Origin of the sequence: Croceicoccus marinus (genome assembly GCF_001661675.2) — a bacterium.
GTDB lineage: Bacteria > Pseudomonadota > Alphaproteobacteria > Sphingomonadales > Sphingomonadaceae > Croceicoccus > Croceicoccus marinus.
On record NZ_CP019602.1, the window covers coordinates 913,781 to 931,537 of the forward strand.

The following is a 17,757-nucleotide window of genomic DNA, read 5'->3' on the forward strand; positions in this document are numbered from 1 at the left end:
TGCTAGTCGGCGGGCCTTACGAAGCTGTCTAGCAGGCGCTTGTTGCCGGCTTGCTCGAACTCGATCTCGAGCTTGTTGCCTTCCTGCCCCATCACCTGGCCATAGCCGAACTTGTCGTGGAAGACGCGCTGTCCAATGGCGATGTCGGTCCGCGGTTTGGCGGCAAAGCTGGCGGCGCTGCGCCCCGCCTCGACAATGCGCTTGGGCGCGGGATCGTATTGCCCCTGCGAAGCCCGGCGGAAGCCAGGCCCGCGTGTCATGGTGCGTGACGGCTGCGTGGCCGCGACATGCGCGAACGGGTCGTCCCGCTCGCTGAAGCTGGCGCGCCATAGCGATGCGCCGCCGGTCATGGTCGTTTCCATCTCGATCATGTCCTCGGGCAGCTCCTCGACGAAGCGGGACGGGATCGCGCTGGTCCACTGGCCATAGATGCGGCGATTGGCGGCATGCAGGATGGTGCACCGCTTGCGGGCCCGCGTGATCGCCACATAGGCAAGCCTGCGCTCTTCCTCCAGCGACTTCAATCCGCCCTCGTCTAGCGAACGCTGCGACGGGAACACGCCTTCTTCCCAGCCGGGGAGGAAGACATGGTCGAACTCCAGGCCCTTGGCGGCATGCATCGTCATGATCGTGATGGTGTCGGCGTCGTCCGCCGAATCGTTGTCCATCACCAGGCTGACATGCTCCAAAAACGCGCCCAGCGTTTCGTATTCCTCCATCGCCCGCGCAAGTTCGGACAGGTTTTCTAGCCGCCCGGCGGCCTCGGCGCTCTTTTCCGCCTGCAGCGCCTCGGTGTAGCCGCTTTCGTCCAGCACCATGCGCGCGAGTTCGGCGGGGGCCAGCGTCTTCGCTTCCTCGCGCCAGCGCGCGAAACTGCGCATCAGGTCGACGACCGTATTGCGCGCGCGCGGCGGCAATTCGTCGGTATCGCAAATGTCGAGCGCGGCTGCGGCCAGCGGCATGTTCGCCTGCCGCGCATGGCGGTGCAGCTTTTCCAGCGTCTTCTGGCCCAGCCCGCGCTTGGGCGTATTGTAGATCCGCTCGAAGGCGAGGTCGTCCGACGGCTGCGCGATGACCCGCAGATAGGCCAGCGCATCGCGGATCTCCGCACGTTCGTAGAAGCGGAAGCCGCCCACGATGCGATAGTTCAGCCCGATCTGGATGAACCGGTCCTCGAACTCGCGGGTCTGGAACTGCGCGCGAACCAGGATCGCGGCATTGGCCAGCTTTATGCCGTCGCGCATCAGCGTCTCGGCATCTTCGCCCACGCGGCGCGCTTCTTCCGGACCGTCCCAGACGCCGATCACGCGCAGCTTCTCGCCCTCGGGCTTCTCGGTCCACAGCGTCTTGCCAAGCCGCTCGCTGTTTGCGCCGATCAGGGTCGATGCGGCGGCCAGGATCTGCGGCGTGGAGCGATAGTTCTGTTCCAGCTTGATGATCGTCGCGCCGGGAAAATCGCGTTCGAAGCGAAGGATATTGGCGACCTCCGCCCCGCGCCAGGAATAGATCGACTGGTCGTCGTCGCCCACCACGCAGATATTGTGGCCTGCATCGCCCTTCACCTCGGCCAGCAGCCGCAGCCAGAGGTACTGGACGGTGTTGGTGTCTTGGTATTCGTCCACCATGATATATTTGAAGCGGCGGCGATATTCGGCCTGCACGTCGCCATGCGCCTTGAGGATCGTCACCATGTGCAGCAGCAGATCGCCGAAGTCGCAGGCGTTCAGCGCCTTCAGCCGGTCCTGGTAGAGCCGGTACATCTGCTCGCCCCGGCCATTGGCATAGGCCTCGTTCTCGGCTGCATCCAGCTCGCCGGGAAGCAGGCCGCGGTTCTTCCAGCGATCGATCAGCCCGGCCAGCTGCCGGGCTGGCCAGCGCTTTTCATCCAGGTCGTTGGCCACGATCAGCTGCTTCAGCAGGCGGATCTGGTCGTCGGTATCGATGATCGTGTAATTGGACTGCAGGCCGACTAGTTCGGCATGCTTGCGCAGCATCCGGGCTGCGATGGCGTGGAACGTGCCAAGCCACGGCATGCCTTCGACCGCGGGGCCGATCAGCCCGCCGACCCTCTCGCGCATCTCGCGCGCGGCCTTGTTGGTGAAGGTGACGCACAGGATCTCGCTCGGCCATGCGCGCCGGCTGGCGACCAGATGCGCCAGACGGGCGGTCAGCGCCGCCGTCTTGCCGGTGCCCGCGCCCGCGAGCATCAGCACCGGTCCCTCGGTCGTCAGCACCGCCTCGCGCTGGGGGGCGTTGAGAGACTCCAGCCAAGGCTCCCGGGCATGGGTGAGGGCGGAGCGGGGCGGAGTAAGTGCGCTGTCGGACATTGCGAACAGTTAGGGAACGCAGCCGCCCGGCGCAAGCCGCCCGGCGGGGCATATCTGGCCGGCCCCGGAACGTTTTGCCCCGCGCAATCGTAGACAAGGCGAGGAAAGAGGAATTCCAACCAAAGGAGAAACCTCATGCGACGACTACTTATTACCGGCGCAGCCCTGATGCTGGGCGCCGCACCGGTCGCCATCCACGCACAGGACATGGCCCCGCAGATGACGGCCATGCAGCAATCCCAGTACGATAGCTGGCCCGCCGAGCGGCAGGCCGAATTCATGGGCTGGCCGACCGAATACCAGACCTATTACTGGACCCTGACGCCGACGCAGCAAGAAGCGTACTGGATGCTCAGCGTCGATCAGCGTTCGCAGATCGCAACGATGACGCCGATGCAGCAGCAGCAGACCTGGACTGCGATCGAGTCGCAACTTTCGTCGAGCCCGCCGGCGACCACGAGCGGGATGACCGGCACGACGCAGTCATCGAACTCCAACATGGTTATGCGTAGCAATCCTGTCGTCCAAGACGCTCCGCCCCCGCATCAGGGCGAATATCCGCTATGCACCGATGGCCGAACGAATAATTGCATCAACCCGCGCGAAGCCGGCAAGAATTACGGCAATGTTCCGTTGGACCACTGGCCGGGTCAGCCCGCCAGCCAGATGAGCGCGCAGGAAAAGATGCAGTCCGATTCGAATATGTAAGAATTTGTTCGTCCGCTCGCTTTACGGCGAAAGTGCGAACCAAAGGAAGGGATGGCCCGCTTTTCGCGCGGCCATCCCTTCTGCTTTTCAAGCCGTCTTGCGAAGCAGGTGCAGCCGCGCCTTGCCGCTGTCGCGCACGGCTTCGGCGATGAAGCCCTTTACCGCGACATCCTCATCCCTCGATGTCTCGATGCTGATCCAGGTGGCCGGTTCGATCCAGCCCAGCCGGTCCAGCCGGTCCAGAGCAACCGCGCCTGCGCCCGTGCCATAGGGCGGATCCATCAGGATCAAGTCGGGCGCATTTTCGGTCCGCGCAAGCGACAAGACCGATCCAGCCCGCACATCGCAGCGCTGCTGCGCGCCGAGCGACGCGATATTCGCGCGCAAGACCCGGATCGCCGCGGGATCCTGTTCGACGAACAGCGCCCGCGCAGCGCCGCGCGACAATGCCTCCAGCCCCGGCGCCCCCGAACCGGCAAAGAGATCGGCGACGAAAAGACCCTCGAAACTGCCGAGGCGGCTGACAAGCATCGAGAACAGCGCCTCGCGCGTGCGGTCGGCGGTCGGGCGCGTCGCATCGCCTTCGGGAGCGACGAGGCGGCGACCACGCCACTCGCCCGCGATGATGCGCAGGCCGGTCGGCTTGCCGGGCTTCACGCGCTCTTGTCCGCCTTCAGCGACTTGCGCAGCCGCTCGACGTCCTTTTGCGGCACTTCCGCCGCCTGGCCGCGCGGCAGGTCGCCCAGCACGAACGGTCCATAGGCAAGCCGCAGCAGGCGCGATACCTTCAGCCCAAGATGCTCCAGCACGCGGCGCACCTCGCGGTTCTTGCCCTCGGTCAGCGTCAGCTCTATCCATTGGTTGCGGCCGGTCCGCCGCTCCATGTTGGCGTCGATCTGGCCATAGCGGACGCCGTCTATCTCGATCCCGTCCATCAGATCTTCCAGCTGCGCCTGCGTGATGTCGCCGAAGGTCCGCGCGCGATAGGTGCGCGGCACGCCGGTCGCGGGCAGTTCCAGCGCGCGCTTCAGCTCGCCATCATTGGTCAGCAGCAACAGCCCCTCGGTATTGAGGTCGAGCCGGCCCACCGGCATCAGCCGCGGCACGCCCGGCGGCACCGCATTGCGCAAGGCGGTATAAATCGTGGGACGACCGGCGGGATCGCGCTCTGCAGTCAGCAGGCCTTGCGGCTTATGGAAGCAGAACAGGCGCGCCTGCTCGGGGGCGGCGACGAGCTTGCCGTCGACCGTCACGCCCTTGAGGCTGGTCAGCACGGTCGCGGGCGTGTCCAGCACCTCTCCGTCGATCGCGACACGCCCCTCGGCGATCATGCGCTCCACCTCGCGGCGCGAGGCGATGCCTGCTCGGGCGAGCAGCTTGGCGATACGGTCGCTGTCGCGCCTTGGCAGGTCGGGCGATGGCTCCGTCGGGCCCTTGGTCCGCGCACTTGCAGGCTTGCCCGACGGACGGCGCACGCCGGTCCTGCCGCCTACTCGATCGCGGGCGGGTCGGTTATTGCGGGAAGGGGGGCGCTTGTCGCCGGTCAAATCGCTTCGCCTGTCATTGGTACGCGGGACATCATGTCCGTTCAGGGGCGCGCCATGCGCCATCGCGCAGCTTCGCGCAAGTCGGGTGACACGCTCGCCAAGTCGGGTGACAAGCAGGCAGCGGTGATTGCGCGCGGGTCGCAATGGGCCTTACACCCGGCCCGATTGAAGGAGAGCGGATGAGCAGCACACCCGTAACCGGCGACGCCACTGGCGCGGCACCCAGCGAGAGCGAGACTGCCCCGGCAAGGAAGAAGCCCGGCTGGCGGGCGCTGGCTGCCGCTCTGAAGAACCGCAAGACCGTCTATATGCTGCTGTTCGGCTTCGCCTCGGGCCTGCCCTATACGCTGCTGCTCTCGACGCTGTATGCGTGGATGAGCGATACGGCGATCGACCTTGAAACGATGGGCGTGTTCTCGCTGATCGGCCTTACCTATGCCTTCAAGTTCCTGTGGTCGCCGCTGCTGGACCAGGTCGATCTGCCCGGCCTCAAGCGGCTCGGGCACCGCAAGCAGTGGATCGTGACCGCGCAGTTCCTGCTGGGCGGCGTGCTGCTGGTCGTCTCCCGGCTCGATCCGGCGGGGGCCATCGGCGTGCTGTCGCTGATGGCGGCCGTGGGGGCATTCGCGGGCGCGACGCAGGACGTGGTGATGGATGCCTGGCGCGTCGATGTCGCCGACCACGAGGCGACCATCGATATCCTGTCAACCGTGTACCAGCTGGGCTGGCGCACCGCGGTGCTGGTCGGCGGCGCGCTGGCGCTGGTGATCGCGGACCGTACCGACTGGCCCACGGTCTATGCGATCATGGGCGTGCTGATGCTCGCCATCGCCGCCGCAGCCATCTTCGCGCCCGAGGCGGAGCAGTCCGTCGCCTCGATCGCGGCGGACGACGAGGCGCTGCGCGAATTGCGCGACGCCGGGCAATTGCACCCCCGCGTGCGCGGCTGGGCATTGTCCATCGTGGGCGTGCTTTGGGGCTGGGCGCTGATCACGGTCGGCGTATTCATGTTCCGCTCGCTCAGCTCGAACCCCGATGCGCGGCCCGATTCGGTAGAATTCATCACCGGCATGGGACCGATCATCGTGATCGCGACGGTGGTCGTGCCGGTCATCATCGCGGCAGTTCTGGAAAACTGGCGGCGCAAGGGTCGCTATACCCTTAGCACCCAAGCGGCGAAGCAGGGCGTGTGGGACGGTTTCGTCGACCATGGCTATCGCGCGCTGATCCTGCCGCTGACCGAATTCGTGGGCCGGCTCGGCTGGGCGGTGATCATCGTGCTGACGCTTGTGCTGTCCTATCGCTTTACCGACACGGTATGGGGCAGCTTCGCCTATCCGTTCTACCTGGGCGAACTGCAGTACACCAAGGACGAGGTCGCGATCGCGTCCAAGGGTTTCGGCGTCGGCGCGCTGATGTTCGGCATCATGCTGGGCGGCGCGCTGTTCAGCTTCATCGGACGGATGGCGGTGCTGTTCATCGGGGCGCTGACCGCAGCGCTGTCGAACCTGCTTTATGCCGATCTGGCGCTGGGCGGCACCTATATGGAGCTGGTGTCGACCTACACCGGCTTCACCACGCTGGTCGAATGGCTGGGCGGCGATTTGCGGCTGGCCAAGCTGATGATGGCCATCGCGGGCGAGAATGTGGCCGGCGGCCTCGCAGGCGCGGCGCTGGTGGCCTATCTGTCGTCGATCACGGCCAAGGGATATTCGGCGGTGCAATATGCGCTGCTGTCTTCGCTTACCTTCCTGATCGGCACGCTGGGACGCGGCGCGCTGGGCCAGATGATCGACGAGGATGGCTATTACCCGGTATTCATCCTGACCACTGCGCTGGGCATGATCGCGGTGGCGGCCTGCATCGTCGAATGGATCCGCCAGGCGCGTCTTGGCCGCCGCGCAGGCGTGGTCGCACCGGAAGCGGGCGGCTAGTCCGGCAGTTCCCGATTGGCGCGCAACACCATGCCCGCAAGATAGAGCGAGCCGCAGATCAGGATCGGCCCGTCGGTCCCGCGAAGCCGCTCCAGCGCATCCACGACCGATGGGGCGGTGCCGGACGCGGCGCCGAGCTCGCCCGCGACCCCGGCGAGCAGTTCCGGCGGATGGCAGGCATGGCCCGCGATCGGCACGGCTGTCAGGCTGGCGAGAAAAGGAGCGATCGGGCCCAGGAACCCGCGCGCGTCCTTGTTGTCCAGCATAGCGCAGATCGCATGCACCGGGCCGTCAAGCCCCGCCAGATAGGCAGCCAGAACCCGCGCCGCATCGGGATTGTGCCCGCCATCGAGCAGCAGCGGGGAGGGCGCCGCAAGCGCTGAAAGCGGACCTTCCGACAGCCATTGCAGCCGCGCGGGCCAGCGCGCTTCCCTGATGCCCCGGGCCATTGCCGCATCGCTGACCGAAATCCTGTCCTGATGGCGCAGCATGGCGACGGCCAGCGCCGCATTGTATGCCTGGTGCGCGCCCGGAAGGGCGGGCAGGGGCAGGATCAGCTCGCCATGCCGGTCGCGGTACTGGATCGCATCGCCTGCAGCCGCATGCCAGTCATGGCCGCGCCGGTGCAGCGGACAGCCCCTGCTGGCGGCGATGGCGGCAATCGCGTCCTCTGCTTCCGGTGCATAGGCCTGCGTGACAAGCGGCACTCCGGGCTTTGCGATCCCCGCTTTCTCGAACGCGATGCGGGCGAGGGGATGGACAGGTGCGCTGTCGTCGGGGGCCAGCAGGAAACGTTCGTGATCCATGCCCAGGGTCGCGATGCCGCAGACCGCGGGGTGCTCCAGCACGTTCGAGGCATCGAACCGTCCGCCCAGACCGACCTCTATCACGCAGGCGTCGGCGGGGGTGCGGCTGAACGCCAGGAACGCCGCGGCGGTGGTGACCTCGAAAAAGCTGGCGCCGACATCCTCACCCGCGTCCAGCACTTCGGCGAGCAGTCCGGCGAGTTCCGCGTCGGAAATCAGCTCGCCCGCCAACCGGATCCGCTCGTTATACCGGACAAGATGCGGGCTGGTGAACTGGTGGACCCGCTTGCCATCTGCTTCCAGCATGAAGCGCAGGAACGCGCTGGTCGAACCTTTGCCGTTGGTGCCCGCGATGTGGAACACGGGCGGCATCGATTGGTGCGGATTGCCCAGACGGTCCAGCAGGGCGCGAATAGCGTCCAGCCCAAGCCGCCCCTGCGGCAGCGACAGCGCCTCAAGCCGGTCGAGCTGCGCCTGCACGCGCGGATCGTCTGACACGGCGAAATCACGCATGCTGGGCGCCGCTACAGCCGGCGTCAGGCCGCTTGCCGGGCGGTGGTCAGATAGTCGATGGTCCGCGCCAGCGTTTCCTTCATCTCGCCGCGCGGGACCACCATGTCGAGCATCCCATGCTCGTGCAGATATTCCGACCGCTGGAACCCTTCGGGCAGCTGCTCGCGGATGGTGTCCTGGATGACTCGTTGGCCCGCAAAACCGATCAGCGCATTGGGTTCGGCAATCTGCACGTCGCCCAGCATCGCATAGCTGGCAGTGACGCCGCCCGTGGTCGGATCGGTCAGTACGACGATATAGGGCAGGCCCGCATCATGCAGCCGCCGGATCGCCACGGTGGTGCGCGGCATCTGCATCAGAGAGAGAATGCCTTCCTGCATCCGCGCGCCGCCCGCAGCGGTGAAGATGACATAGGGGCTGCCCGTCTCGACCGCGCGCTGCACACCGGCCACGAAGGCATCGCCCACGGCCATGCCCATCGAACCGCCCATGAAGCCGAAATCCTGGACCCCGACGACCGCCTTGCGGCCATCGATCCGGCCTTCCGCCGTCGTCAGCGCATCGGGATGCGGCGCGCCCGACCGTGCCGCGCGCAACCGGTCGGCGTATTTCTTGGTGTCCCTGAACTTCAGCGGGTCTTCCTTGACCCGCGGCGCGGGCAGGATCGTATAGCCTTCGTCCATCACCTGCCCCAGGCGGGTGTCGGCACCGATGCGGCCGTGATGCTCGCATCGCGGACATACCCAGAGGTTGTCCTCATACTCCTTGGTGAACAGCATCTCGCCGCAGCCGGGGCACTTGCGCCACAGATTGTCGGGCGTGTCGCGCTTGGGCGCGAACGGCAGGCGCTTGCGGACTTCACTCAGCCAGCTCATCAGACGGTCTCCCTCGCCGCATGCACGGCATCGGCCAGCGCGGCGGTCACTTCACGAATATGATCGGGCGCGTCGTGGCCATGTTTCGCCACAAGATCAACCAGCGCCGATCCGACCACCACGCCATCGGCCACGCGCGCGATGGCGCCCGCCTGTTCGGGCGTGCGCACGCCGAAGCCGACGCAGACCGGCAGGTCGGTCGCGGCCTTGAGCCGGGCGACCGCGTCGTCGATGCTGTCCTGCGCGGCCTGCTGCGATCCGGTGATGCCCGCGACCGACACATAATACAGAAAGCCGCCCGACCCTTCCAGTATCGCGGGCAGGCGCTTCGCATCGCTGGTCGGCGTCGCCAGGCGGATCGCGGCCAGCCCCTCGGCGCGCAGGGCAGTGCCCAGCGAATCGTCTTCCTCGGGCGGGATGTCAACGCAGATCACGCCGTCCACGCCCGCGTCCCTGGCAGCTTGCGCGAACCAGCCCGCTCCGCGCCGCACCATCGGATTGGCATAGCCCATCAGCACCAGCGGAACGTCGGGATGCCGCGCGCGAAAGTCGGCGGCGATCCGCAGCACGTCGGCGGTTCTGGTGCCTGCACCCAGAGCGCGCAGGTTCGCCAGCTGGATCGCCGGACCGTCGGCCATCGGATCGGTGAAGGGCATGCCCAGCTCGATCACGTCGGCCCCGCCCGCGACCAGCGCGTCGAGATTGGCCGCCGTATCGCCGTCGCCCGCCGTCAAGAAGCAGACGAGCGCCGGATGGGGCCTGGCAAAGGTTTGTTCGAAACGGGTCATCAGTTCTTCCCGAGCAGCGTGCGGCCTAGCGCGATGATCAGCGCCGCGATCGCGGCCTCTATCAGGTCGGTCAGCGACACGGCGATCACGCGGTCCAGAATATAGCGCGTCAGCAATATCGCCCCGATCAGCGAGGTGAAGAACAGCGCGAAATCGGTGCCGACCCTCGCGACGAGGTTCATATCTCCACCCCCAGCGCCTTGGCGACGGTGAAGATGTCCTTGTCGCCGCGCCCGCACAGATTGCACAGCACGATCCGGTCGCGGTCCATCTCGCGCGCGCGCTCCACCACGGCGGCGATGGCGTGGCTGGGTTCCAGCGCGGGGATGATCCCCTCGGTCCGGCACAAGAGCTGGAACGCGTCGAGCGCATCCCGATCGGTCGCGCTGGTATATTCGACGCGGCCGATATCGCGCAGCCAAGCGTGTTCGGGACCGATGCCCGGATAGTCGAGGCCTGCGCTGATCGAGTGGCCCTCGGTGATCTGGCCGTCCTCGTCCTGCAGCAGATAGGTCTTGTTGCCATGCAGAATGCCGGGGGCACCCCCCGCCAGCGACGCGGCATGCTCCTTGTCCAGCCCGTGGCCCGCGGCTTCCACTCCCAGCAACGCGACATCCTTGTCGTCGAGGAACGGGTGGAACAGCCCAATGGCGTTCGATCCGCCGCCGATCGCCGCGACGCAGACGTCGGGCAGCCGGCCGACGCGGTCCAGCAATTGCGCGCGTGCCTCGCGCCCGATCACCGACTGGAAATCGCGCACCAGCTCAGGATAGGGATGCGGGCCGGCAGCGGTGCCGATGATGTAAAAGGTGTCGTGCACATTCGCGACCCAGTCGCGCAGCGCCTCGTTCATGGCGTCCTTCAGTGTGGCCGCGCCTGCCTTCACCGGCACGACTTCGGCGCCCAGCAGCTTCATGCGGAACACGTTGGGCTGCTGCCGTTCGACATCGGTGGCGCCCATGTAGATCACGCAGGGCAGGCCAAACCGCGCGCACACGGTTGCAGTCGCAACGCCGTGCTGGCCCGCGCCGGTTTCCGCGATGATGCGGGTCTTGCCCATGCGGATCGCCAGCAGGATCTGGCCGATGCAATTGTTGATCTTGTGCGCGCCGGTATGGTTCAGCTCGTCTCGCTTGAACCAGATCTGCGCGCCCCTCTTCTCACCATTGGGTCCATCAGGCGCGTTCCTGCGCACTTCATCGGTCAGCCGCTCGGCGTAATAGAGCGGGCTGGGGCGGCCGACATAATGCTCCAGCAGATCCTCGAACTGTTCGCGGAAGGCGGGGTCTTCCTTGGCCGCGCGATATTCGCGTTCCAGGTCGAGGATCAGCGGCATCAGCGTTTCGGAAACATAGCGCCCGCCGAACTGGCCGAAATGGCCACGCTCGTCCGGCTGGGTCCTGTAGCTGTTGGGCAGATCGCTGGTGATGGTGTCGGTCATGGCTCGCGATTGGCAGAGCGAGCGGGCCTTGTCCAGCGGGACGGCAGCAGGAATTCAGCCCTTTCGGACAGCTGACACGAAGGCCTTGATCCGGGCCGGGTCCTTGAGCCCCGGCGCGCTTTCCACCCCCGAGGATACATCGACCAGCGGCGCACCGGTCTGCGCGATGGCATGGGCGACATTGGCGGGCGTGATCCCGCCGGCCAGCCCCCAGGGCAGTGATCCGCGATAATGGCGCAGCAGCGACCAGTCGAACGACAGCCCCATCCCGCCGGGCAAGGTGCCCTTGGGCGTCCTGGCATCGAACAGGACCAGGTCGGCGGCGCCTGCATATTGCTCGGCACGCTTGACATCGCTTGCGCTGGATACCGCGATGGCCTTCCACACCGGCAGGCCGAACCGCGCGCGCAGGTCTGCGGCGCGCGCCGGCGCTTCCGATCCGTGCAGTTGCAAGGCATCCAGCCGGCCCGCCGCGACGGCATCGCCGATCTGCGCATCGTCCGCATCGACGAACAGCCCGACGCGCGCAATGCGCGGGCCCGAGCGTTCGGCCAGAAGCGCCGCGTCATTGCTGCCAATATGGCGGGGCGAGGGGGGATAGAACACCAGGCCCGCATAGTCGGCACCCGCGTCGATCGCCCCATCCATCGCGGCGCCATCGCTGATGCCGCAGATCTTGATCTTCACATTGCCCATTCCGCTGCCGTTAGCCGTGGAGGCGCTTTTCGAAAAGGCGGAAGTGCAGCGGGCGGGGCTGCGGCGCCGGAAACGGATCGCGCCGGCCGGTGTCCCGATAGCCCTTGCGCTCGTACATCGCGATCAACTCCTGACGGTCCTCGATCACCGAGATTTCCATGATCCGGGCGCCCAGCCCGCGGGCCAGCTCCTCCGCCTCGCGGATCAGGCGCGATCCCAGGCCGCCGCTCTGCATCGGCGGATCGACGCACAGCAGGCCGAAATAGGCGCGTGCCTCTGCCTTGTCGGTCACCGCGATGCAGCCCACGGGCTGGCCGTTCTTTTCCGCGATCAGGAAATGGATCGCGGGATCGGCCAGCATCGCGGCCAGTTCGCCTGCGCCAATGCGCTCGTTCTCGACGATATCGGCTTCATGGGTCCAGCCGCGCCGCGCCGAAGAGCCGCGATAGCCACCCTCGATCAGCGGCTTCAGCGCGTTCCCGTCGGCAGGACCGGCGCGGCGAATGGAAACGCTGTCGGCAATGCTCATGGCGTATAGGCGGGCCAGAACGGGCCGCCCAGCGCGCCATTGAAGGCGATATGGCTGATCCGCCCCGCGGCGACGTCGTACTCCACCCCGAAGAAGGCCGGGCCGCCGTCGCAGACATTGGTCGGCAAATGCCGCTGGTCGGGCATGATGTCGGCGGGCACGAAATTGGCATAGAGGATGCGCCTGCCGCCGCGCGTGATGCCGAAGATCTCGCGCTGCCATCGCGGATCGTTCATGCGATAGGTCAGCGGATCGGGATTTTCGGTGCCGATGCCATAGCCGTCCCGCTCGGCTAGCGCGGGCAGTACCTGCGCCAGCGCGGCCTCCATCGCGGTCACGTCGCTGTCCTCAGCCTCCCAGCCTCCATCGACCGGGCCTGCCGTGGCGCGCGAGCAGGCGGGCAACTGGAAACCGGCAGAAGGCCCCGCCAGCACCGTGGTCTTGGGCGGCAGGTCGGGCTGGGCCGCCGCGCCCGCCAGGGCCACAAGGATCGCCGCGAAGATCAGAGCGTCGCCTCTATCATGCGGGCAGCGGCCAGCGGATCCTCCGCCCTCGAGATCTCGCGACCGATGACGAGGACGCTGGCCCCGTCGTCACGCGCCTGCCGCGGCGTTACCACGCGCTTCTGGTCGCCGACCGAATTGCCCGCAAGCCGCAGGCCGGGGACGACGAAATAGCCGTGCTTCCACTGCTTGTGCACCGCGCCCACCTCGTGCCCCGAACAGACGATGCCGTCCAGGCCCGACCTTTCGGCCAGTTCGGCAAGGCGCATGACCTGATCATGCGCGCTACCCTGGACCCCCGTCGCGGACAGGTCCCGGTCGTCGAGGCTGGTCAGCATGGTGACGGCCACAACCTTGGTATTCTCTCCCGCAGCGGCCTTGGCATCCTCCATCATCGCGCGCCCGCCGCCCGCGTGAATGGTGACGATCGCCGGTTCCAGCACGTGGATCGCCTGCATCGCGCCTGCCACCGTGTTCGGAATGTCATGCAGCTTGAGGTCGAGAAAGATCGGCATGCCAAGCTGCGCAATCTCGTGCACGCCGTGGTGCCCATGCGCGCAGAAGAATTCGAGGCCCAGCTTCAGCCCGCCGACATGTCCCTTGACCTTGCCGGCCAGTTCCTTGGCCGCTTCGATCTGCGGTACGTCCAATGCAAGAAAGATCGGGTTGCTCACAGGCGGTCGTCCTCGCGTCCCAGCGTGTCGATTCCGGTGCCGCCGGTGACGGGTTCATGCCTGCCCGGTGCATTAGGGGCCGTTGCATTCGGGGTCGGCGCATTCTGGCTGGCGATCAGCGACCTTTGCGATGCCTCGAGCGAGCCGATCCGCCGCTTCAGACGCCATACCGTCGTGCGATGGGTGAGCCACATCGGGCCAAAGCCCAGCAGGAACGCGACCAGAATCAGCACCGGAAGCTTCGTCTCGAGAACAAGGCTTTCCCAGATGCGGATATCGACCGAGGTCCAGTTGAACGCCGTAAACAGCGCAAGCGCCACGATGATGACGACCCACAGGACGGAGCGTATGATCTTCATGTTGTCTCCCGTCAGGCGCGGTGTTGCGGACCCGGCAAGTCCCCGACCCTAAGCGTGAAATCGGGGCTTGGCCAGTCCGCCCCGACATGGCCGCCGACCCTTTAGAACGTCAGGAAAATACGCGCGCGAAGATCGTGTCGACATGCTTGAAGTGATAGTCGAGGTCGAATTTCTCCTCGATCTGCTGCGGGGTCAGCGCGGCCGTCACCTCATTGTCGGCCTTCAGCAGTTCGAGCAGCGACAGCGCGCCGTCGCTGTCCCACACCTTCATCGCATTGCGCTGGACGAGGCGATAGGCGTCCTCGCGGCTCACACCCGCCTGCGTCAGTGCCAGCAGCACGCGCTGCGAATGGACGAGGCCGCCCATGCGGTCGAGGTTCTTCTGCATCCGCTCGGGATAGACCAGCAGCTTTTCGACCACGCCCGTCAGGCGGGAGAGGGCGAAGTCCAGCGTGATCGTCGCATCCGGCCCGATGAACCGCTCGACCGAGGAGTGCGAGATGTCGCGTTCGTGCCAGAGCGCGACGTTCTCCATCGCCGGAACGACCGCGCCGCGGACGACACGGGCAAGGCCGGTCAGGTTCTCGGTCAAAACCGGGTTGCGCTTGTGCGGCATGGCCGACGAACCCTTCTGGCCGGGCGAGAAATATTCCTCGGCCTCCAGCACCTCGGTCCGCTGCAGATGGCGCACTTCGACCGACAGCCGCTCGATCGACGAGGCGATGACGCCCAGCACGGCGAAGAACATAGCGTGGCGGTCGCGCGGGATGACCTGCGTGGACACCGGCTCGACGGCAAGGCCCATCTTCTCGGCCACATAGGCTTCGACGCTGGGATCGATATTGGCGAATGTGCCGACCGCCCCCGAAATCGCGCAGGTGGCAATTTCCTTGCGCGCGAATTCAAGGCGCTCCTTGCAGCGGCTGAATTCGGCATAGGCCTCCGCCATCTTGAGGCCAAAGGTCACCGGCTCGGCGTGGATGCCGTGGCTGCGGCCGATGGTGGGGGTGTACTTGTGCTCTTCCGCGCGCGTCCTGATCGCGCCGAGCAGCCTGTCGAGATCCTCAAGCAGAATAGCGGAAGCACGGTCGAGCTGCACCGCGAGCGTCGTGTCCAGCACGTCGGAGCTGGTCATGCCCTGATGCATGAAGCGCGCCTCGTCGCCGACGTTCTCGGCCACCCAGGTCAGGAAGGCGATAACGTCATGCTTGGTCACCGCTTCGATCGCGTCGATCGCCTCGACGTCGATCTTCGGGTCGGTCGCCCACCAGTCCCAAAGCGCCTTGGCCGCCGCCGGAGGCACCACGCCCAGTTCGCCCAGCTTCTCGGTCGCATGCGCTTCCAGTTCGAACCATATGCGATATTTCGCCTCCGGCTCCCAGATGGCGGTCATGGCGGGGCGGGCGTAACGTGGGACCATGGGTCGGAAGCTCCGGTCTGCGATTGCGGCGGGATGATCTGACCCGCGCGGCTAGGCCCGAGAGGCACCGATGGCAAGAGGCAGCGGGGTTCCGCCTTTATCCCGCCCACAAAAAAGGGCGCGGCCGATTGCCCGGCCGCGCCCCCGTCATTCCAAGCGGAAAGGCCTACGCAGCCTTTTCCTCGCTCTCGCCGCCCTTGTCGGAGCCATCGATCACGCTCAGCTTCTTGGCGCCGTTGATCGCGATCTTCTTGGGCTTCATCGCCTCGGGCACCTCACGCTCAAGATCGATCACGAGCAGGCCGTCGGCCAGCTGCGCGTTCCTGACCAGCACGAAATCGGCCAGCTCGAACCGGCGCTCGAACCCGCGCTGGGCGATGCCGACATGCAGATACTCGCGCTCTTCAGTATCTTCCGCCTTGCGGCCCTGCACGGTCAGCATGTTCTGCTGGGCCGTGATGTCGATATCCTCGGGCTTGAAGCCGGCAACGGCCAGCGTGATGCGATAGGCATCGTCGCCGCTACGCTCGATATTGAAGGGCGGGTAATTGTCGCCCTGGGCCGCCCGTGCGTTGTTTTCAAGCAGGTCGAACAGGCGGTCGAAGCCGACAGTGGTGCGGCGATAGGGGGTAAAATCGAAACGGTTCATCTTGCAAATCCTCCATCAGAAGCAATCTAGCGGCAGGTCGCTTGGCAAACCCCGCAAACGGGCATTCGCACTTCCTGCCAGACGAAGCGGGCATCCATCCGAAACCGGCATGGCTGTCCGCCGTTTATAGTTGGTAATCCGGCGAAGCTATTCAAGAGCTTTTGGCCGTCCTGCAACCGGCGAAATCGCCATCTGAAAAGGAAATTCCATGAACGCAGAAGCTTCAACCCCGAAGGTCGAGATCTACACGCAGTTCGGCTGCCCCTATTGCCACCGCGCGGTCGCGCTGCTGAAGGACAAGGACGTCGATTTCACCGAATATGACGTGACGATGGACCGCGCCAAGCGCCAGGAAATGGGCGAGCGTGCGCCCGGTGCGCGAACCGTGCCGCAGATCTTCATCGACGATAAGTCGATCGGCGGCAGCGACGATCTTGCCGCGCTTGAGCGTGAGGGAAAGCTCGACGCGATGCTGGGCCGATGACCCCGTGACGCGGATCGCGCTTTTCCAGGCCAATACCGGCATCGATCCGGCCGCGAACGCCGATCGCCTTGTCGCGGCGATCGACGAAGCGGGCAGGGGCGGGGCGCTTATGCTGTTCACGCCCGAAATGTCGGGCATGCTCGACCGCAACCGCAAGCGCGCGGCCGAGCATGTGTCGCCGGAAGGCGAGAGCGCGGTGCTGGCCGCCGTGGTCGATGCCGCGAGGGCCCCTGGCATATGGGTCGCGCTGGGCTCCCTCGCAGTCCTTCGCGAGGATGGGGAAAGCCGCTGGGCCAACCGGTCGCTGCTGGTGTCCCCCGATGGTTCGGTCGCGGCCCGCTATGACAAGATCCACATGTTCGATGTCGATATCGACGACGGAGCGAGCGGCGAAAGCTGGCGGGAATCGAACGGCTTCGCACCCGGCGACCGCGTGGTGACCGCCGACACGCCGATCGGCAGACTGGGCCTGGCGGTCTGCTACGACATGCGGTTTCCGGCCCTCTGGGCAGCGCTGGGCGATGCGCGCTGCGATGCCATCGCCTGCCCCGCCGCCTTCACCCGCCCGACCGGTGCGGCGCACTGGCACGTCCTGCTGCGCGCCCGCGCGATCGAGGCCAGCGCCTATGTCATCGCCGCCGCGCAAGTGGGCGAGCACGAGGATGGCCGCAAGACCTATGGCCACTCGCTGGTCGTCGACCCTTGGGGCGAAGTGGTGCTGGACATGGGCGGCGAGGCGCCGGGCGTCGGATTTGCCGAGATCGACGCTGGTCGGATCGAGCGCGTGCGCGCCCAGTTGCCCAGCCTTGCCAACCGCCGTGCAATCACTAAGTGACAAATGTCATGATTGTATTCGATCTCCACTGCCGCGAAGACAGCACCCGATTCGAAGGGTGGTTCCGCTCCTCGGAAGATTTCGAGGATCAGCGGCAGAACGGATTGCTGGTCTGCCCCAATTGCGGCGGCGACCAGGTCGAAAAGGCCGTCATGGCCCCCGCGGTGGGACGCAAGGGCAATCAGCAATTGGCAAAACCCATTCCCGAGCGCAGGCCGGTGGTCGATCCTGGCCAGGACGCCGCCGTGGCTACGATGGCGCCCCTGTCCGATGAAACGAAGAAGGCGCTCGTCGCCATGGCCGAGATCCAGCGCAAGGTTCTGGAAAAATCACGCTGGGTCGGCGGAAAGTTCGCGGACGAGGCGCGGTCCATGCACTACGGCGAAACCGAAGCGCAGCCGATCCACGGCGAAACGAGTATCGAGGAAGCCGAGCAACTGATCGAGGAAGGCATCGAGATCGCGGCCCTGCCGTTTCCCGTGGCACCGCCCGACGCCGTCAACTGAACGGCTTGGCAGTCCGTTTTCGGCAATTGCCATTTGCGCCGCGCATCCTTAAACGAACCGGCGCGCGCCCGTAGCTCAGCAGGATAGAGCATCAGATTCCTAATCTGGGGGCCACAGGTTCGAATCCTGTCGGGCGCACCATTTTGCCATAGAAGTACGCACT

At 66.0% G+C, this 17,757-nt stretch carries 21 protein-coding genes and 1 tRNA gene; 7 read left to right on the forward strand and 15 right to left on the reverse strand.

Features of this window, described 5'->3' with window-relative positions; genetic code table 11:
* Positions 1 to 2: 2 nt before the first annotated feature.
* Positions 3 to 2,327: an ATP-dependent helicase gene (locus A9D14_RS04430; protein ID WP_066843276.1), complete on the reverse strand. Its 2,325-nt coding sequence runs from the start codon at positions 2,325 to 2,327 to the stop codon at positions 3 to 5.
* Between the two features lie 135 nt (positions 2,328 to 2,462).
* Between A9D14_RS04430 and A9D14_RS04435 the strand changes: the two genes are divergently transcribed.
* Complete coding sequence (locus tag A9D14_RS04435) at positions 2,463 to 3,035, forward strand: hypothetical protein (protein ID WP_157668132.1); 573 nt, start codon at positions 2,463 to 2,465, stop codon at positions 3,033 to 3,035.
* An 87-nt stretch (positions 3,036 to 3,122) separates the two neighbouring features.
* On the opposite strand, the gene rsmD is transcribed toward A9D14_RS04435, so the two are convergent.
* Together rsmD and A9D14_RS04445 are read right to left on the reverse strand one after the other, a co-directional pair.
* The gene (rsmD, locus tag A9D14_RS04440; RefSeq protein WP_066848236.1) at positions 3,123 to 3,668 is read right to left on the reverse strand and encodes a 16S rRNA (guanine(966)-N(2))-methyltransferase RsmD; all 546 of its coding nucleotides are present in this window, start codon (positions 3,666 to 3,668) and stop codon (positions 3,123 to 3,125) included.
* Positions 3,669 to 3,688: 20 nt separating this feature from the next.
* Positions 3,689 to 4,510 (reverse strand): pseudouridine synthase, encoded by an 822-nt coding sequence (locus A9D14_RS04445; protein ID WP_232468763.1) that lies wholly within the window; start codon positions 4,508 to 4,510, stop codon positions 3,689 to 3,691.
* A 126-nt stretch (positions 4,511 to 4,636) separates the two neighbouring features.
* On the opposite strand from A9D14_RS04445, the gene A9D14_RS20255 reads away from it, so the two are divergent.
* Positions 4,637 to 4,765: a hypothetical protein gene (locus A9D14_RS20255; RefSeq protein ID WP_269769215.1), complete on the forward strand. Its 129-nt coding sequence runs from the start codon at positions 4,637 to 4,639 to the stop codon at positions 4,763 to 4,765.
* Positions 4,762 to 6,516 (forward strand): AmpG family muropeptide MFS transporter, encoded by a 1,755-nt coding sequence (locus tag A9D14_RS04450; protein WP_083987629.1) that lies wholly within the window; start codon positions 4,762 to 4,764, stop codon positions 6,514 to 6,516. Before A9D14_RS20255 ends, A9D14_RS04450 begins: the two co-directional genes overlap by 4 nt.
* Here the strand turns inward: A9D14_RS04450 and A9D14_RS04455 are convergent.
* The 12 genes from A9D14_RS04455 to A9D14_RS04510 all read right to left on the reverse strand — a co-directional run bounded on the left by A9D14_RS04455 (position 6,513) and on the right by A9D14_RS04510 (position 15,769).
* Positions 6,513 to 7,835 carry a bifunctional folylpolyglutamate synthase/dihydrofolate synthase gene (locus A9D14_RS04455; protein WP_066843280.1) on the reverse strand — a complete coding sequence of 441 codons (1,323 nt, stop codon included), beginning with the start codon at positions 7,833 to 7,835 and terminating at the stop codon, positions 6,513 to 6,515. The genes A9D14_RS04450 and A9D14_RS04455 overlap by 4 nt on opposite strands.
* 23 nt (positions 7,836 to 7,858) lie before the next feature.
* On the reverse strand, positions 7,859 to 8,710 hold the full coding sequence (accD, locus tag A9D14_RS04460; protein WP_066843282.1) for an acetyl-CoA carboxylase, carboxyltransferase subunit beta: 852 nt from the start codon (positions 8,708 to 8,710) through the stop codon (positions 7,859 to 7,861).
* Positions 8,710 to 9,498 carry a tryptophan synthase subunit alpha gene (gene trpA / locus A9D14_RS04465; RefSeq protein WP_066843284.1) on the reverse strand — a complete coding sequence of 263 codons (789 nt, stop codon included), beginning with the start codon at positions 9,496 to 9,498 and terminating at the stop codon, positions 8,710 to 8,712. The genes accD and trpA overlap by 1 nt, the downstream gene beginning before the upstream one ends.
* Positions 9,498 to 9,680, reverse strand: a complete 183-nt coding sequence (locus tag A9D14_RS04470; protein ID WP_066843286.1) for a hypothetical protein — start codon at positions 9,678 to 9,680, stop codon at positions 9,498 to 9,500. Before A9D14_RS04470 ends, trpA begins: the two co-directional genes overlap by 1 nt.
* Complete coding sequence (trpB, locus tag A9D14_RS04475) at positions 9,677 to 10,939, reverse strand: tryptophan synthase subunit beta (protein WP_066843288.1); 1,263 nt, start codon at positions 10,937 to 10,939, stop codon at positions 9,677 to 9,679. The genes A9D14_RS04470 and trpB overlap by 4 nt, the downstream gene beginning before the upstream one ends.
* Before the next feature lie 54 nt (positions 10,940 to 10,993).
* Positions 10,994 to 11,635: a phosphoribosylanthranilate isomerase gene (locus tag A9D14_RS04480; RefSeq protein ID WP_066843290.1), complete on the reverse strand. Its 642-nt coding sequence runs from the start codon at positions 11,633 to 11,635 to the stop codon at positions 10,994 to 10,996.
* 10 nt (positions 11,636 to 11,645) lie between these two features.
* Positions 11,646 to 12,164, reverse strand: coding sequence for a GNAT family N-acetyltransferase (locus A9D14_RS04485; RefSeq protein WP_066843292.1), 519 nt, complete (start codon positions 12,162 to 12,164; stop codon positions 11,646 to 11,648).
* Positions 12,161 to 12,649 (reverse strand): hypothetical protein, encoded by a 489-nt coding sequence (locus A9D14_RS04490; RefSeq protein ID WP_066843294.1) that lies wholly within the window; start codon positions 12,647 to 12,649, stop codon positions 12,161 to 12,163. Before A9D14_RS04490 ends, A9D14_RS04485 begins: the two co-directional genes overlap by 4 nt.
* 17 nt (positions 12,650 to 12,666) lie before the next feature.
* Complete coding sequence (pyrF, locus tag A9D14_RS04495; RefSeq protein ID WP_066843296.1) at positions 12,667 to 13,341, reverse strand: orotidine-5'-phosphate decarboxylase; 675 nt, start codon at positions 13,339 to 13,341, stop codon at positions 12,667 to 12,669.
* Positions 13,338 to 13,700: a LapA family protein gene (locus tag A9D14_RS04500; protein WP_066843298.1), complete on the reverse strand. Its 363-nt coding sequence runs from the start codon at positions 13,698 to 13,700 to the stop codon at positions 13,338 to 13,340. Before A9D14_RS04500 ends, pyrF begins: the two co-directional genes overlap by 4 nt.
* A gap of 109 nt (positions 13,701 to 13,809) precedes the next feature.
* The gene (purB, locus tag A9D14_RS04505) at positions 13,810 to 15,120 is read right to left on the reverse strand and encodes an adenylosuccinate lyase (protein ID WP_066843299.1); all 1,311 of its coding nucleotides are present in this window, start codon (positions 15,118 to 15,120) and stop codon (positions 13,810 to 13,812) included.
* A gap of 166 nt (positions 15,121 to 15,286) precedes the next feature.
* On the reverse strand, positions 15,287 to 15,769 hold the full coding sequence (locus A9D14_RS04510; protein WP_066843302.1) for an Hsp20 family protein: 483 nt from the start codon (positions 15,767 to 15,769) through the stop codon (positions 15,287 to 15,289).
* A 208-nt stretch (positions 15,770 to 15,977) separates the two neighbouring features.
* On the opposite strand from A9D14_RS04510, the gene grxC reads away from it, so the two are divergent.
* The 4 genes from grxC (at position 15,978) to A9D14_RS04530 (ending at position 17,735) form a co-directional block, all read left to right on the forward strand.
* The gene (gene grxC, locus A9D14_RS04515) at positions 15,978 to 16,253 is read left to right on the forward strand and encodes a glutaredoxin 3 (RefSeq protein ID WP_066843304.1); all 276 of its coding nucleotides are present in this window, start codon (positions 15,978 to 15,980) and stop codon (positions 16,251 to 16,253) included.
* 4 nt (positions 16,254 to 16,257) lie between these two features.
* Complete coding sequence (locus A9D14_RS04520; protein WP_066843306.1) at positions 16,258 to 17,088, forward strand: carbon-nitrogen hydrolase family protein; 831 nt, start codon at positions 16,258 to 16,260, stop codon at positions 17,086 to 17,088.
* 8 nt (positions 17,089 to 17,096) lie between these two features.
* Complete coding sequence (locus tag A9D14_RS04525; protein ID WP_066843308.1) at positions 17,097 to 17,594, forward strand: DUF1178 family protein; 498 nt, start codon at positions 17,097 to 17,099, stop codon at positions 17,592 to 17,594.
* A 64-nt stretch (positions 17,595 to 17,658) separates the two neighbouring features.
* Positions 17,659 to 17,735: transfer RNA gene (locus A9D14_RS04530), tRNA-Arg, on the forward strand.
* Positions 17,736 to 17,757: the final 22 nt, after the last annotated feature.